This is a genomic window from Kribbella sandramycini, from assembly GCF_013131805.1.
Lineage (GTDB): Bacteria > Actinomycetota > Actinomycetes > Propionibacteriales > Kribbellaceae > Kribbella > Kribbella sandramycini.
This window is the reverse complement of the sequence record NZ_JABJRC010000002.1, coordinates 343,375-357,385: the sequence shown is the minus strand read 5'-3', so window position 1 is coordinate 357,385 and position 14,011 is coordinate 343,375. Positions and strand designations below refer to the sequence as shown.

12 protein-coding genes are annotated in these 14,011 nt (G+C 67.5%); 10 read left to right on the top strand and 2 right to left on the bottom strand.

Annotated elements, in window-relative coordinates; translation table 11 throughout:
• Positions 1-88 precede the first annotated feature (88 nt).
• From tgmA to HPO96_RS09310, 4 genes are all read left to right on the top strand, one after another.
• Positions 89-406, top strand: coding sequence for a putative ATP-grasp-modified RiPP (gene tgmA / locus HPO96_RS09325; protein ID WP_171672949.1), 318 nt, complete (start codon positions 89-91; stop codon positions 404-406).
• Positions 406-1,371, top strand: coding sequence for an ATP-grasp ribosomal peptide maturase (tgmB, locus tag HPO96_RS09320; RefSeq protein WP_171672948.1), 966 nt, complete (start codon positions 406-408; stop codon positions 1,369-1,371). Before tgmA ends, tgmB begins: the two co-directional genes overlap by 1 nt.
• On the top strand, positions 1,368-2,579 hold the full coding sequence (tgmC, locus tag HPO96_RS09315) for an ATP-grasp peptide maturase system methyltransferase (RefSeq protein ID WP_171672947.1): 1,212 nt from the start codon (positions 1,368-1,370) through the stop codon (positions 2,577-2,579). Before tgmB ends, tgmC begins: the two co-directional genes overlap by 4 nt.
• A 649-nt stretch (positions 2,580-3,228) precedes the next feature.
• On the top strand, positions 3,229-6,363 hold the full coding sequence (locus HPO96_RS09310; protein WP_171672946.1) for an Hsp70 family protein: 3,135 nt from the start codon (positions 3,229-3,231) through the stop codon (positions 6,361-6,363).
• A 22-nt stretch (positions 6,364-6,385) separates the two neighbouring features.
• On the opposite strand, the gene HPO96_RS09305 is transcribed toward HPO96_RS09310, so the two are convergent.
• Both HPO96_RS09305 and HPO96_RS09300 read right to left on the bottom strand, forming a co-directional pair.
• Entirely contained in the window at positions 6,386-7,303 is a 918-nt protein-coding gene (locus tag HPO96_RS09305) for a sulfite exporter TauE/SafE family protein (RefSeq protein ID WP_171672945.1), read from the bottom strand.
• A gap of 125 nt (positions 7,304-7,428) precedes the next feature.
• On the bottom strand, positions 7,429-8,082 hold the full coding sequence (locus HPO96_RS09300) for a GntR family transcriptional regulator (RefSeq protein ID WP_171672944.1): 654 nt from the start codon (positions 8,080-8,082) through the stop codon (positions 7,429-7,431).
• Positions 8,083-8,189: 107 nt separating this feature from the next.
• On the opposite strand from HPO96_RS09300, the gene HPO96_RS09295 reads away from it, so the two are divergent.
• The 6 genes from HPO96_RS09295 to HPO96_RS09270 all read left to right on the top strand — a co-directional run bounded on the left by HPO96_RS09295 (position 8,190) and on the right by HPO96_RS09270 (position 13,976).
• Positions 8,190-8,888 carry an alpha/beta fold hydrolase gene (locus tag HPO96_RS09295; RefSeq protein ID WP_171672943.1) on the top strand — a complete coding sequence of 233 codons (699 nt, stop codon included), beginning with the start codon at positions 8,190-8,192 and terminating at the stop codon, positions 8,886-8,888.
• A gap of 53 nt (positions 8,889-8,941) precedes the next feature.
• Entirely contained in the window at positions 8,942-9,595 is a 654-nt protein-coding gene (locus HPO96_RS09290) for a trimeric intracellular cation channel family protein (protein ID WP_171672942.1), read from the top strand.
• A gap of 208 nt (positions 9,596-9,803) precedes the next feature.
• On the top strand, positions 9,804-10,850 hold the full coding sequence (locus tag HPO96_RS09285; RefSeq protein WP_171672941.1) for an ABC transporter permease: 1,047 nt from the start codon (positions 9,804-9,806) through the stop codon (positions 10,848-10,850).
• A gap of 3 nt (positions 10,851-10,853) precedes the next feature.
• Positions 10,854-11,858 carry an ABC transporter permease gene (locus HPO96_RS09280; protein WP_171672940.1) on the top strand — a complete coding sequence of 335 codons (1,005 nt, stop codon included), beginning with the start codon at positions 10,854-10,856 and terminating at the stop codon, positions 11,856-11,858.
• A gap of 17 nt (positions 11,859-11,875) precedes the next feature.
• A complete protein-coding gene (locus HPO96_RS09275) occupies positions 11,876-12,919 on the top strand; it encodes an ABC transporter ATP-binding protein (protein WP_337796565.1) in 1,044 nt (347 codons plus the stop codon).
• Positions 12,920-12,935: 16 nt separating this feature from the next.
• Positions 12,936-13,976 carry a dipeptide ABC transporter ATP-binding protein gene (locus HPO96_RS09270; protein WP_171672938.1) on the top strand — a complete coding sequence of 347 codons (1,041 nt, stop codon included), beginning with the start codon at positions 12,936-12,938 and terminating at the stop codon, positions 13,974-13,976.
• Positions 13,977-14,011 lie beyond the last annotated feature (35 nt).

Below are 14,011 nucleotides of genomic sequence, written 5' to 3'. Positions count from 1 at the left end.
CTCCGTGCCGGTAGTCCTAGGATTACCGATAGGGTTCGCGACGGCTTCGCGGCGGGCGACGGGAGGGTCTCCCATTCATCTAGGAGGTATGAAGATGTACCGATATGCAGATCGATTTCCCGTCAGCCGATCCGCTCCGGTCGGGACCAGTTCGCCGAATCCCTGGGGGCTGCGCCGGCTCGAGCCTTACGGATCGATCGGTGTTGTTGAGGAAAACCCGGCCGGTATCGACCCGGCCACCCAGCGGGGCATGTACGAGCTGCCCAACGGCACGATCGTCATGGCGCCGGGCAAACACAGCAAGTCTCGTGTGGGTACGGAGAGAAGTACGAAGACCAGCAACAAATCAGACGGATCTGGTCCGCGGCCGGACACCGACCATAGGCAGGACACGAGGATCGACTGATGCCGAGCGATGCTCGCCCCGTCTTGGTCATGACCGAGGTTGACGATCCGACCGCTGACTTGGTGATCGAGGAACTGAACGAACGCGACGTACCGGTAGTCCGCTTCGATTCCTCCGACTTCCCGACCAGTCTGGCCATCTCCGCTGACATCAACGGCTTGCGGGGATGGCGTGGCTGGCTGCGCACACCTTCACGCCTTGCCGATCTGAGGGCCGTGCGGTCGCTCTACTTTCGCCGCCCGAACGACTTCGACTTCTCTCACCTGGAGCCTCCGGCCGCCCGCTTCGCTGCCGCGCAGGCCCGCTTCGGGCTAGGCGGACTCCTCGCGGACCTGCCTGGTTGCCTGTATGTCAATCATCCGAACGCGATCGCGGACGCCGAGTACAAGCCTGTCCAGCTTTCGGCCGCTGCCACGGCTGGCCTCAGGGTGCCGCCGACGATCATCACCAACGACCTCGGGGAAGCGCTGGCCTTCGCACGAGGAGTCGGAACGATCATCTACAAGCCTCTCTACGTCGGCATACACGAGCTCGACGGCAGGCCTGCGAGCATTTGGGTAAAGGAGGTCTCAACGACCGAGCTGGACGAGTCGATCGCTGGAACCATGCACCTGTTCCAGGCACGCTGCGACAAGGTTGCGGACCTGCGTGTCACAGTGATCGGTGACCACGTGTTCTGTGTCAAGATCCTGACCAAGAACCCCGATCTCCTGGACTGGCGATACGACTACGACAATCTGTCCTACTCGGTGGTCGAGCCACAAGCAGGACTCGTCGACGGTATGCGGGCCTACATGAAGCGGTTCGATCTCGTCCTCGGCTGCTTCGACTTCGCCGTGCCTCGCGAAGGGGCGCCAGTCTTCCTGGAATGCAACCCGAACGGCCAGTGGGGCTGGCTGGAAGACGAGACAGGCCTGCCGATGACCTCCGCCCTCGCTGAGCTACTGGAACGAGGTACTCGATGACCGTCGAACCTGGCGACAGTCCGACAACGGCCCTACGCCTGCGGCTAGCTGATGCACTCGCGAAGTCGGGCGATCTGCGCACGCAGCCCTGGCGCGCCGCGGTCGAGGCCGTTCCACGGGAAGTCTTCATCCCGGGGTTCTTCGAGCGCGTCGATGGCCCCCGCGAGACAATGTGGCGGCCGATCACCCCAGAGCTAGTCGGTGCGCCGGAACGATTGGAGCTGACCTATACCGACGAAACCTGGGTGACACAGCTCAATCACCGCATCACCGCATTCGACACGGACGTGCCGGTTGCGGGCGCTCCAACGTCTTCATCGACTCTGCCGGGCCTGGTCGTGCGGATGCTGGAGGAACTCCAGGTCGAAGAGAACAGTCGGGTCCTCGAGATCGGAACAGGCACCGGCTACTCCACAGGTCTATTGTCCGCGCGGCTCGGCGCCCCGTTAGTGACGTCTGTCGAGGTTGACGCCGCCGTCGCCGACCGCGCCAGGAAGGCACTGGCCCAGGCTGGATTCTTGCCTGACCTCGTCACGGGAGACGGACTTCTGGGGAGCCCAACCGGTGCTTTGTACGACCGGGTGATTGCTACTTGCTCTGTTCGGCACATCCCATCCGCATGGGTCGCCCAGACGCGACCAGGCGGACTGATTCTCACGACGATGCTTGGATGGCTCCACGCCTCGTCCGGGCTCGTGCGACTCGAAGTCACCGGAGACGGCACCGCGGAGGGCGTCTTCCTCGGGAGTACCGACTCGTTCATGCCGGCCCGGCCACACGCTGCTCCGCCGCTGGGAGACGACTTTCACGAGTGGATCGACAAGATCCGAACAACCGAGCGGGAGACTGCTGCGGGCTCCGAGATCCTGGACCCATGGGAGGGATGGACCTCCCTGTTCATCGCGCAACTCGCTGTCCCTGATGCGCAACTGGTCACCTACGGCCTAGACGATGGGCCAATGTTCGATCACCTCGTTGACCTGAGCCAACGATCAGTCGCCATCCTCGAGCAGGAATCAGCTGAGCCAGCCACCGTTCGCCAGTCGGGACCGACCAACCTGTGGGACTCAGTCGAATCGGCCATCACCCGGTGGCGCGCGGCCGGTTCACCTTCACTCGACCAGTTCCGCATCACCGTGACGCCGGAGGCTCAAACGATCTGGTTCGGCGACCCTCAGGGTCCGCTGTCCTGGAATCTGCCGCACTAGTTGCCCCAGGAAGACAGGTCGAGCCACGATTCGCCAATCGCGCGGCTCGGCCCGGCCGGTCAATCATGAGGAGCAGCTGTTGGGCTAGCTGTACTGCCCAGGCAGTACAGCTAGTGCGCGCGGCGAACGGACCGCCAGCGCGCGCCCAGCGCGGCGCAGTCCGTGAACCACCGTTGGAACAAGCTGGTGAGTAACAGAGTTGCAGAACGCGAAATCGGCCGAACTCAGCGTGGGTCGTGAGGCTCAAATCGGCCAGTGTCGATGCGGTCTGGCGGCCTTCTGATCCGTTGGTCGCAGGTAGGGACCCGACCTAGGTGCCGCGTACCCTGCCGCGCGCCTGACCGAGAGGGACAGGAAGTTTTCACCACCGGCCCCCTCGCGTTCCAACCAGCCGACAAGCCCGGGCCGTGACGCCCCGTCCGCGGGCCCATGAGTCTTGCGCCACGTAGTCCCCTCGGCAGGCAGCACCCCAGCGACTGCTTCTCTTTCTTCTCTGGCAGCAAGCTGCCGATCGGCCGTGGGTAAGGGGGATCGTGGTTAGCGTGCGGGGGTGGGTGGTGGAGAACGGTGGGTCAAGGTAGTTGGGCGATTGGTGGCGTGGGTTGGGCTGCGTGCTCGGGATGACGAGGCGGGGGCGCGGCGGAGGCTGGTGGAGGCGGCTCGGCTGGCTGAGGAGGGTGGGGAGGCGTTTCGGGCGCATCAGCTGTTTCGGGAGGCGGGGCAGTTCGGTGAGTCGGTTCGGGTCTTGCGGGACGACGACTCTCCCCAGGCGCTTGCGGCTCGGGCGGCGGCTTCAGCGGCGGGAGGCGACCATGCCGGCGCGGCCCGGCTGTACGAGCGGATTGGCCAACTGGAGAAGGCGGCCTCGTCGTATCTGGAGGCTGGTCAGTACGCCGCGGCAGCTGCCTGCCTGGTCCGGTGGTTGGGTGGCGCGGCGGCGGACGACGTCCGGTTGGCCGAGTGTCTGCGCCGTACTGGCGACTACGACGAGCTGGTCAGCCGCTGTCTGACGGCGATGGCGGCTGGCGGCTCGGAGTCGCGAGCGGTGGAGAGCTTGCGGCGGCTGGCCGCGGACGGGCTGGTTCCATTGCATCGGATTGCCGAGGTCGAGACAGCGATCAATCAGCTGGACGCCGTGGAGCGGCAGCGGTTCGAGGATCGCATACAGGCGTGGCTCGCGCGGGCTCGCGCCGAGGTGGACCGGCGGTACAGCGAGATCTGGGGGTTCGATCTCGGCACCACTACCTGCGCGGCCGCCATCTACGACACTCGGACGCGGCAGCCGGTGTTCTGCCCGTGGAAAGGCCAGGTGTACTTCGCGTCGACGATGAGCCTCGACCGGGACGGCAACGAGCTCATCGGCCTGAGCGGCGAGGAGACGCTGATGCCGTGGCTGGCCGGGCACATCGACGCGACCAAGCGGCGGATGGGACGCGGCACCGTCTACAAGATCCGCGAGCACGACTACCGGCCGGAGGAGGTGGCCGCGCGGTTGATCAGGCATGCGCGCGGGCTGGTCGAGAGCTTCCTGGCGGCGCAGGTCCGCGATCGCGTCATCGAGCTGGCCCGGTCTGAGCTGGGAGTGGTCCGTGACGAGTGGCTCGGCCCGGAGCACGACCTGCGGATCCCACGGCCGCAGGTGATCGTCACGATCCCGGCGTACTTCACGAACAACCAGAAGGCGGCCACCCGGTCGGCCTGCCGGATCGCCGAGGTCACTCTGGTCCGGCTCGTCCACGAGCCGACCGCCGCTTGTATCACCGCTGCCCGCGAACGACGGCTGACCGATGCGATCGCAGTCGTCGATCTGGGCGCGGGCACGCTCGACATCAGCCTGGTGGACGTCGGGGACAACGTGTACGAAGCACAGCAGGTGAGCGGCGACGCGCAGTTCGGCGGGAAGGATCTGGACGCGGCCGTCACCAAGGCGCTGGTGGCGCGGCTGGGAATCGACGTACCGGCCCGCGGCGCGATGCGGCGCCGGCTGGAGATCGCCGCGGAAAGCCTCAAGATCGACCTATCCGCACAGGAGCACGCAACCTATGAGCTCAGGGGTGTCGGCGACGCCAACCTGCACCTGGAGCTGAGCCGGACCGAGCTGGCGAGCATCCTCGCCGACCAGCTGGCCAAGCTGCATCAGGTCTGCGCCGACTTCCGCGCAGCGGCCCGGACGCCGCCAAAACACCTCGTGCTGATCGGACGGCCGATGCTGTCACCGCTGATCCGGGAGACCGTGGAGGCGGCCTTCGGGATGACTCGTACCGTGGTCTCCGATCCGCGGACCGCGGTCGCCAGCGGCGCCGCGCTCCTGGCCGCGATGCGAGCCGGGTCGCTGGACGACGTCCTGCTCATCGACGTCACGCCGCTGTCACTCGGGATCCGGACCCATGACGAGCACGATCAGGAGCATCTGTCCGAGCTGGTCGCGCGGAACACGACCATCCCGATGAAACAGTCGAAAATCTTCAGCACGCACTCCGACCGGCAGACTGTCGTCCGGGTGGAGATCTTCAACGGCGCGCTCGATCGGCAGTCCAAGATCGGTCAGTTCCTGCTGACCGGCATCCCGCCGGCCGAGGCCGGGGTGCCGCAGATCGAGGTCACGTTCGAGATCGACAGTGACTGCGTGCTCGCCGTCACCGCGCGCGACCAGGGCACCGGGCAGTCGAACTCGATCCGGATCGCCGACACCACACTGCTCTCCCCCGCCGAGATCGCCGACCTCACCCGCCGGTACGACCGGCAGCGCGCGACCGAGCAGCGACAGCTCGGCGCGGCGACCGCGCGCGAACGGCTCCGATCCGCGGCCGAGGCGACCATGGACGACGACAGCGCGGCCGGCTGGCAGGAGTTCCGGCATCGGCGCGACACCCATCGCACGGCGCACGGCCCGCAGGACGCCGCGACGCAGCGGCTGCTGGTCGAGATCTTCAGCGAGTCCGGCCGGATCGAACTCGAGCTAGAGCGCGCCCGGGACGCCGTCCGCACGTCAGCCCTGGCCGCCCTCGACCATGTCGAGCGGCCGCACAGTGACCTCGCGGCCGACCTGTCGGCGACCAACCGGCTGACCGACGACCTGGCGGCCCGCGCGGCCGAGCTGCGCGAGCTGGTCACCAAGGTCGCGCGCTGGAACGCGCTGCTCGTCCGCGAGGCCCTGAACGAACCTGACCCACTACAGCGCTTCCGCAATCACTACGCCGCCGGCGACCATCGCCAAGCCCTTGCCGCGCACCCGGAGCCTCCCGACTCCCCCACCGATCTGAGCCGCTACGCCCACTGCCTGGCCGAGACCGGCGACCACGAGGCTTACCGCGCGCTTCGGCGTACTGCTCCCCCACCGACGCTTGCCCAGGTCCGCGGCGCTTCCGGGTTCCTGGTCCACCCACGCCTGGTGGTCATCGCCGGACCCGGCGACGTGAACTCGGTCGAACTCAACGGCGTGAGCAGGCCTGTCACCGTGGTCCGAACGGACGGCGTCCTCACCGTCCTCGAGCTGGCCGAACCAGCCGAGACAGCACCTGCGCAGCTCGGCTACGCCGCTCTGGTCACAATCGGCGACCCGATCCGGACCGCGGGCGCCGTCGGCCTGATCGAGCGCTTCGAGGCGACGTCGTTCGCGACCAGCCTCCGGCTGCCGCCGGATGCCGTCGGGCAGCCCGTCTGCGACGACCTCGGCGAGGTGATCGGCGTCGTCACCGCGATCACCGCGGACGGCGCCCACGTCGTACCGATCGACACCGTCGACCCGCTCCTGCGGGCCGCCGGCTTCGACCGCCACGCCTGACGACGGAGCGCGGGCGCCGAGGTCAGTGGACGGGTTCGGCGGTTTCGGATTCGGCGATGATCTGCTCGTCTTCGGCGCGGTTCTTGCGGTACTGCTGGACGGAGTAGACGATCGCGGCGGCCCAGACGGCGTAGATGACGGCGTAGAAGGTGTAGCGGACGCCGTTCGAGGCGTCGATCCAGTCGCTGCGCAGGAGGGTGCGGGTGTTGGTCAGGATGATGACGCCGCCGACGGCGGAGCCCAGGACGCGGGGCGGGATGTGGCGGACCAGCCAGGCTGCGATGGGCGCGGCGATGATGCCGCCGAGCAGGAGGGCGAGGACCCAGGTGTAGTTGACGCCCTCGGAGCCGATGCCGACGATGAAGCCGATACTCGCGGCGATCGCGACCAGGAACTCGCTGGTGTCGATCGAGCCGATCGTCTTACGGGGTTCGAGGCGGCCGCTGGCCAGGATGGCCGGCGTGCCGACCGGGCCCCAGCCACCGCCGCCGGTGGAGTCGACGAAGCCCGCGACCAGGCCGAGCGGGCCGAGGAAGCGTTTGCGCAGCGGTTTGCCGAGGCGGCCCTTCGGCAGGCCGAAGGTGGTGAACCGGATCAGGACGTAGAGGCCGAGCACGAGCAGGATGATGGACATCAGCGGCGCGGCCGTGTCGGTCGACAGGTTCGAGAGGAAGGTCGCGCCCGCGAAGGCCCCAATCGCGCCGGGGATGCCGATCTTCGCGACCACCTTCCAGTCGACGTTGCCGAACCGCCAGTGCGAGGCCCCGGAGACCAGCGTCGTGCCGATCTCCGCGAGGTGAACCGTCGCGGACGCCGCCGCCGGGTTCGTGCCGATCGCCAGCAGCAGCGTCGTCGACGTGACGCCGTAGGCCATGCCCAGGCTGCCGTCGACGAGTTGGGCGCCCAGACCGACCAGGGCGAGGAGGAGCAGTTTGCGCATGGAAGCCACCAGTTCACGGAGGTGCGGACCAAGACCTGTATCTCAATGCGATTGCTAGAGATTAAGGCCCGCGCAACCACCTCCGGACGCGTTCCCACAATGCGGAACGCCTTGACGGCGGGCGGTCAGTCGTTCCCGAAGGACGACAACGTGCGCCAGGTGCCGAAGGCGACCTCCGCGGCGCCGTCGACGTCGCCCGCGGCGCACAGGCGGATCAGCTCGTCGTGCCGGGCGATGGACGCGCGCCCGCTCAGCGAGGAGAAGCGCAGCCGCTCGGCCCGGCGGACGACGGGTGAGAACTGCTCGAGGACCGTCGTCAGCGCCCGATTGGCCGCGACGAGCACCGGCACGTCGTGCAGCTCGTCGTCCGCGCGCAGCGCCGCCTCCACGTCACCCGCGTCGAGCGCCGCCCGAAATCGATCGTTGGCCTGACGCATGGTCTCCAGGTTCGCCTCGGTCAGGTTGCCGACCGCCGCGCGAACGGCCAGCTGATGCATCGACGCGACCACCTCACAGGCCTCCCGCAGGTCCCGCGCGTTCAGCGCGCTGACCGTCGTCGACCGCCCAGGCTGCGCATGCACCAGCCCCGCCTCCCCCAACCGCAGCAGCGCCTCCCGCACCGGCGTCCGGCTCACTCCTAGCCACTCGGCCAGCTCCACATCCCGCAACTGCTCCCCCGGCATCAAACTCCCGTCCACAATCGCGTCGCGCAGCCGCCGGTACACGTCGTCCCGCAGCAAGCGCCGGTCAATCGAGGGAGATTCCTGTGGGATCGGCATGCAATATATTGACCCGCCCAACCCACTGATTGCAAGTCCCAACCATCGTTGACAGGCGTTGCAATATATTGCATTCTGCAGTCACCGATCGATGAGAGGAACAGGTCATGAGCAGCAAGCAGGGGATCAAGAACGTCGTGCTGGTGCATGGGGCGTTCGCGGATGGGTCGGGCTGGCGCGGGGTGTACGAGCAGCTGACAGCGCGCGGGTACCGGGTGTCGATCGTGCAGAATCCGCTGACCTCGCTGGACGACGACGTCGCCGCGACGACGCGGATCCTGGATCAGCAGGACGGGCCGGCGGTTCTGGTCGGGCACTCGTGGGGCGGCACGGTGATCACCGAGGCGGGCGTGCACCCGAAGGTGGCCGGGCTGGTCTACGTCTCGGCGCTGGCGCCGGACGCGGGTGAGACGACGAGCCAGCAGTACGAGGGTTTCGCCGCGACGCCGGACTTCGTGATCGACGTCGGCGCGGACGGCTACGGCTTCCTCAACCACGACAAGTTCCAGGCCGGTTTCGCCCATGACGCGAGCGAGGCGGACGCCGCCTTCCTGCGCGACACCCAGGTGCCGATCAACATGTCGGTGTTCGGGACGCCGGTCAAACATGCCGCCTGGCGCGAGAAGCCGGCCTGGGCCGTGATCGCGACCGAGGACCGGGCGTTCGACCAGGCGATGCTGCAGCACATGGCCAAGCGCGCCGGCGCGCAGATCACCGACGTCTCCGCCAGCCACGCCGTCTTCCTGACCCAGGCCGCCGTCGTCGCCGACACCATCGACGAGGCCGCCCGGAGCGCCGCCCACTGACCCGCCGACGGCCGGTCCGCGCGGGCCGGCCGTCCTCCTTCCCGAGGGCCGACATGCCGATCACGCCGTTCCAAGTGACCCTGTGGATCGAACTCCTCGCCGCCGGTCTCGGCGGCCTCCAGGGCGCGCTGTTCGCCGCCGGTCTGCGGACCCGCCGGATCGACGTCCTCGGCGTCATCGCGATCGGCCTCGCCGTCGCACTCGGCGGCAGCCTGCTGCGGGACGTCGTGCTCAACCGGCCGCCGGTCGTCATCTGGAGCAACTGGTACCTGATCGTCGCCGGCGGCGCCGCCGTCCTCGGCATGGCACTCGCTCCCCTGGCGGCCCGCGGGAGCTGGCTGATCACCGGGCTGGACGCCGTCGTGATGGGCCTGTTCGGCGCCATCGGAGCCTCGAAAGCGCTCTCACTCGGCGTCGGCGTGGCCGGCGCGCTGGTGGTCGGCGTCATCGGGGCCATCGGCGGCGGCATGCTCCGCGACGTCATGCTCGGGCTGCCGTTCTCGTTCCTGCACGTCGGGACCCTGTACGCCGTCGCCGCGGGAGCGGGCGCCGGGACGCTGATCCTGCTGGCCGGGCTGGGCGTCGCCGTACCGATCGCCGGGCTGGTCTGCGTGGCGGTTACGACGCTGCTGCGGGTGGCCGCCGTCCGGTTCGAATGGACGTTCCCGGAGCAGTTCGCGGTGCGCCGCAGACCTGACAAACCTTGACATCGGGATCGAAGATTGCCTACGTAACGCAGCGTGACAAACGCGGTCCGTCACGGTTGCGCTGACGCCGATTCACGGAAGAATCACGATTCGGCTACTACCTTCTTTACCCATGGCGTCCCACAGTGCGAGATACATAAGGTTCCCCGAAACTCAGGTGGACGAATTCACGGCTGGGGGCTGCAATCTCCACGAGGATGGGTGAGGAATGACGCTGGGGGTATCCGAGGCACCGTCGCCGAACGACGGGCTGCCGGCCGAACATCTCGCGGAGACCGCGGAGGCCAAACAGATCGAAGGGCGGTCGCTCGGCAAGATCGCCTTCGCGCGACTGCGCCGGGACAAGATCGCGATCATCAGCGCGGTGGTGATCCTGCTGATCATCGCGGTGGCGCTACTGGCGCCCTTGATCGTCAAACTGAACGGTTTCCCGCCGGATCAGTTCAACAAACTCGACGCTGACGGGAACCCGCTGCTGAACACGCGGGACGGCGGTATCCCGATCGGCGGGCTCTTCGGCAGCGGCTCCAGCGCCGAGCACTGGCTCGGTGTCGAGCCGCAGAACGGCCGCGACGTGTTCTCGCGGCTGGTCTACGGCACCCGGGTCTCGCTGCTGGTCGCGCTCGGCGGCACCATCATCGCCGTCGTCCTGGGCACCGTCATCGGGATGGTCGCGGGTTACTTCGGCGGCTGGGTCGACACCCTGCTGAGCCGGCTGATGGACATCATGCTGAGCTTCCCGTCGCTGCTGTTCGTGATGGCGCTGACGCCGGTGATCGCGTCCCGCGGTCAGGACCTGCTCGGCATCCCGGACGACAACAAACTCCGGATGGGCGTGCTGATGTTCGTCCTCGGGTTCTTCGGCTGGGCCTATCTGGCCCGGATCGTCCGCGGCCAGACCCTGTCGCTGCGCGAACGCGAGTTCGTCGAAGCGGCCCGGTCGCTCGGCGCGGGCCCGGGGTACGTGATCTTCAAACAACTGCTGCCCAACCTGCTGCCGACGCTGCTCGTCTACACGACGCTGCTGATCCCGGGGAACATCACCGCGGAGGCCGCGCTGTCCTTCCTGGGTGTCGGCATCAAGGAACCCACCGCGTCCTGGGGCCGGATGATCTCCGACGCGTCCGACTGGATCGAGAGCAACCCGTTGTACCTCTTCTTCCCCGGCATGGCGTTGTTCATCACCGTGCTGGCCTTCAACCTGCTCGGGGACTCCGTCCGCGACGCTCTCGACCCGCGCGCCGGAAGGGGCTGACCGATGGGACGCTATCTGATCCGCCGGTTGCTCCAGGCGGCGCTCGTACTCGCGGTCATCAGCGCGATCACGTTCTTCCTGTTCTGGGCGACTCCGGCCAACCCGGCGCTGCTGATCTGCGGCAAGAACTGCGACACCGAGACCGTGGCGCAGGTGAACGCGACCTACGGCTTCGACGACCCGCTGATCGTGCAGTACGGCAACTACATGGAAGGCCTCGTCAGCCCGGCCGGCCGGACGATCGGCTCCGAGGGCAACGAGCGCGAGTGCGCCTGGCCGTGCTTCGGTGAGTCGTACCAGAACGGCATCCCGGTCTGGGACTCGATCTCCGACGCGTTCCCGTCGACGCTCTGGCTGGCTGTCGGCGCCGCCGTCCTCTGGCTGGTGTCCGGCGTCATGCTCGGGCTGATCGCCGCCCTGCGCAAGGGCAAGTTCATCGACAAGTTCAGCGTCGGGCTGTCGCTGTTCGGCGTCTCGTTCCCGACGATCGTGTTCGGGTACCTGCTGCTGTTCCTGTTCATCGTGAAGCTGCAGTGGATCCCGTTCCCGGACACAGCGAACGCCGCGCTGTTCACCGTCGGTCCGGTGAAGTGGCTGCAGTTCTACATCCTGCCGTGGATCACGCTCGCGCTGGTCTTCGCGGCGCTGTACACCCGGCTCACCCGGGCGAACATGATCGACACGATGAACGAGGACTACATCCGCACCGCCCGGGCCAAGGGCCTGGACGAGCGGACGGTCGTCTTCAAGCACGGACTCCGCTCGGCGCTGACGCCGATCATCACGATCTTCGGTCTGGACGTCGGCGGCCTGCTCGGCGGCGCGGTGATCACCGAGCAGATCTACAGCATCACGGGTCTGGGCAAGTTCTCGATCGACTCCGTGCTGGCCAACGATCTGCCGGCCATCATGGGCGTCGTGCTGTTCGCGGCCATCTTCGTGGTCGTCGCGAACATCATCGTCGACGTGCTGTACGCCGTCATCGACCCGCGGGTGCGGTTGTCGTGAACAGTAAAGGTGACGCGGTGAGCGAATCGGCGAAGAGCCGGCCCTTCCTGGAGGTCAAGGACCTGCAGGTACATTTCCCGACCGACGACGGCCTGGTGAAGGCCGTGAACGGTCTGTCCTTCAGTCTGGAGCGCGGGCAGACGCTCGGCATCGTCGGCGAGTCCGGCTCCGGCAAGAGCGTGTCCAGCCTGGCGATCATGGGTCTGCACAAGGGCAGCCGGGCCAAGGTCACCGGTGAGATCTGGCTGGACGGCGCCGAGCTGGTGGGGATGTCCGTCCCGGAGATCCGCCGGATGCGCGGCCGCCAGATGGCGATGATCTTCCAGGACCCGCTGTCGGCGATGCACCCCTTCTACCGGATCGGCGACCAGCTGGTCGAGGCCTACCTGGTGCACAACGACGCCCCGAAGGCGGTCGCCCGCAAGCGCGCGGTGGAGCTGCTCGACCGGGTCGGCATCCCGTCGCCGGACAAGCGGTTCAGCGACTACCCGCACCAGTTCTCCGGCGGTATGCGGCAGCGCGCGATGATAGCGATGGCGCTGATGTGCGACCCGTCGCTGCTGATCGCGGACGAGCCGACGACGGCGCTCGACGTGACGGTGCAGGCCCAGATCCTGGACCTGATGCAGGATCTGCAGAAGGAGTTCAACTCCGCGATCATCATGATCACCCACGATCTCGGCGTGGTCGCGCAGATGACCGAGAACGTCGTCGTGATGTACGGCGGCCGCGTGGTCGAGACCGGCGCCGTCCGGGACATCTTCTACCGGCCCGAGATGCCGTACACCTGGGGTCTGCTCGGCTCGATCCCGCGGGTGAACAAGACCGGCTCCGCGCGGCTCAAGTCGATCCGGGGCACTCCGCCGTCGCTGATCAACCTGCCCAAGGGCTGCCCGTTCCAGCCGCGCTGCGACCAGCAGGCCCATGTCGAGGGCCGGTCGTGTGTGAACGAGCTGCCGGAGCTGCTGCAGATCGGGCAGGACGGGCACAGCGTGCGCTGTCACATCGACACCGGACAGCGCAAACGCCTGTTCGCCGAAGAGATCAAGCCGAACCTGTGATGGCCGAGGAGCGCCGGTGAGTACGACGACATCCGCCGAACAGGCGACCCCGGTCAAGCCGCGAGGGGAACTGCTCCTCGAGGCGACCGGACTGCAACGTCATTTCCCGATCACCCAGGGAATCGTCTTCCAGCACCAGACCGGAGCGGTGAAAGCCGTCGACGGCGTCGACCTGTCCATCCACGCCGGCGAGACGCTCGGCGTGGTGGGCGAGTCCGGGTGCGGTAAGACCACCACCGGGCGGCTCGTCACGCGACTCGACGAGCCGACCGGCGGCACGCTGAAGTTCCTGGGCAACGACATCACGCACCTGAACCGGACGAAGATGCGTCCGTACCGGCGTGACATCCAGATGATCTTCCAGGACCCGTTCTCGTCGCTGAACCCGCGGCAGACGGTCGGGGCGATCATCTCGGCGCCGTTCGACATCCAGAAAGTGAAGTCGGACGGCGGCACCAAGAAGGCCGTCCAGGCGCTGATGGAGCGGGTCGGGCTGAACCCCGAGCACTACAACCGGTACCCGCACGAGTTCTCCGGCGGGCAGCGGCAGCGGATCGGCGTGGCCCGCGCGCTCGCGCTGAACCCGCGGCTGATCGTCTGCGACGAGCCGGTCTCGGCGCTGGACGTGTCGATCCAGGCCCAGATCGTGAACCTGCTCGAGGACCTGCAGGCCGAGTTCGGTCTGGCGTACCTGTTCATCGCCCACGACCTGTCGGTCATCCGGCACATCTCCGACCGGGTCGCCGTGATGTACCTCGGCAAGGTGGTCGAGACGGCCGGCCGCGACGAGCTCTACAACCACGCCCGGCATCCGTACACCCACGCCCTGCTTTCGGCGGTCCCCGAGGCCGACCCGGACGCCGAGAGCCACCGGGACCGGATTCGCCTCACCGGCGACGTGCCGAGCCCCTTGAACCCGCCGTCGGGATGCCGGTTCCGCACCCGATGCTGGAAGGCGCAGGAGATCTGCGCCGATCAGGAGCCGCAACTGGTCCAGATCGGCGCTCCTGATCATCAGGTGGCCTGCCATTTCCCAGAGGAACGGGATGTCATCTGACCTTTACCTGCACGTTTCCACCCGCCGTGACCCGG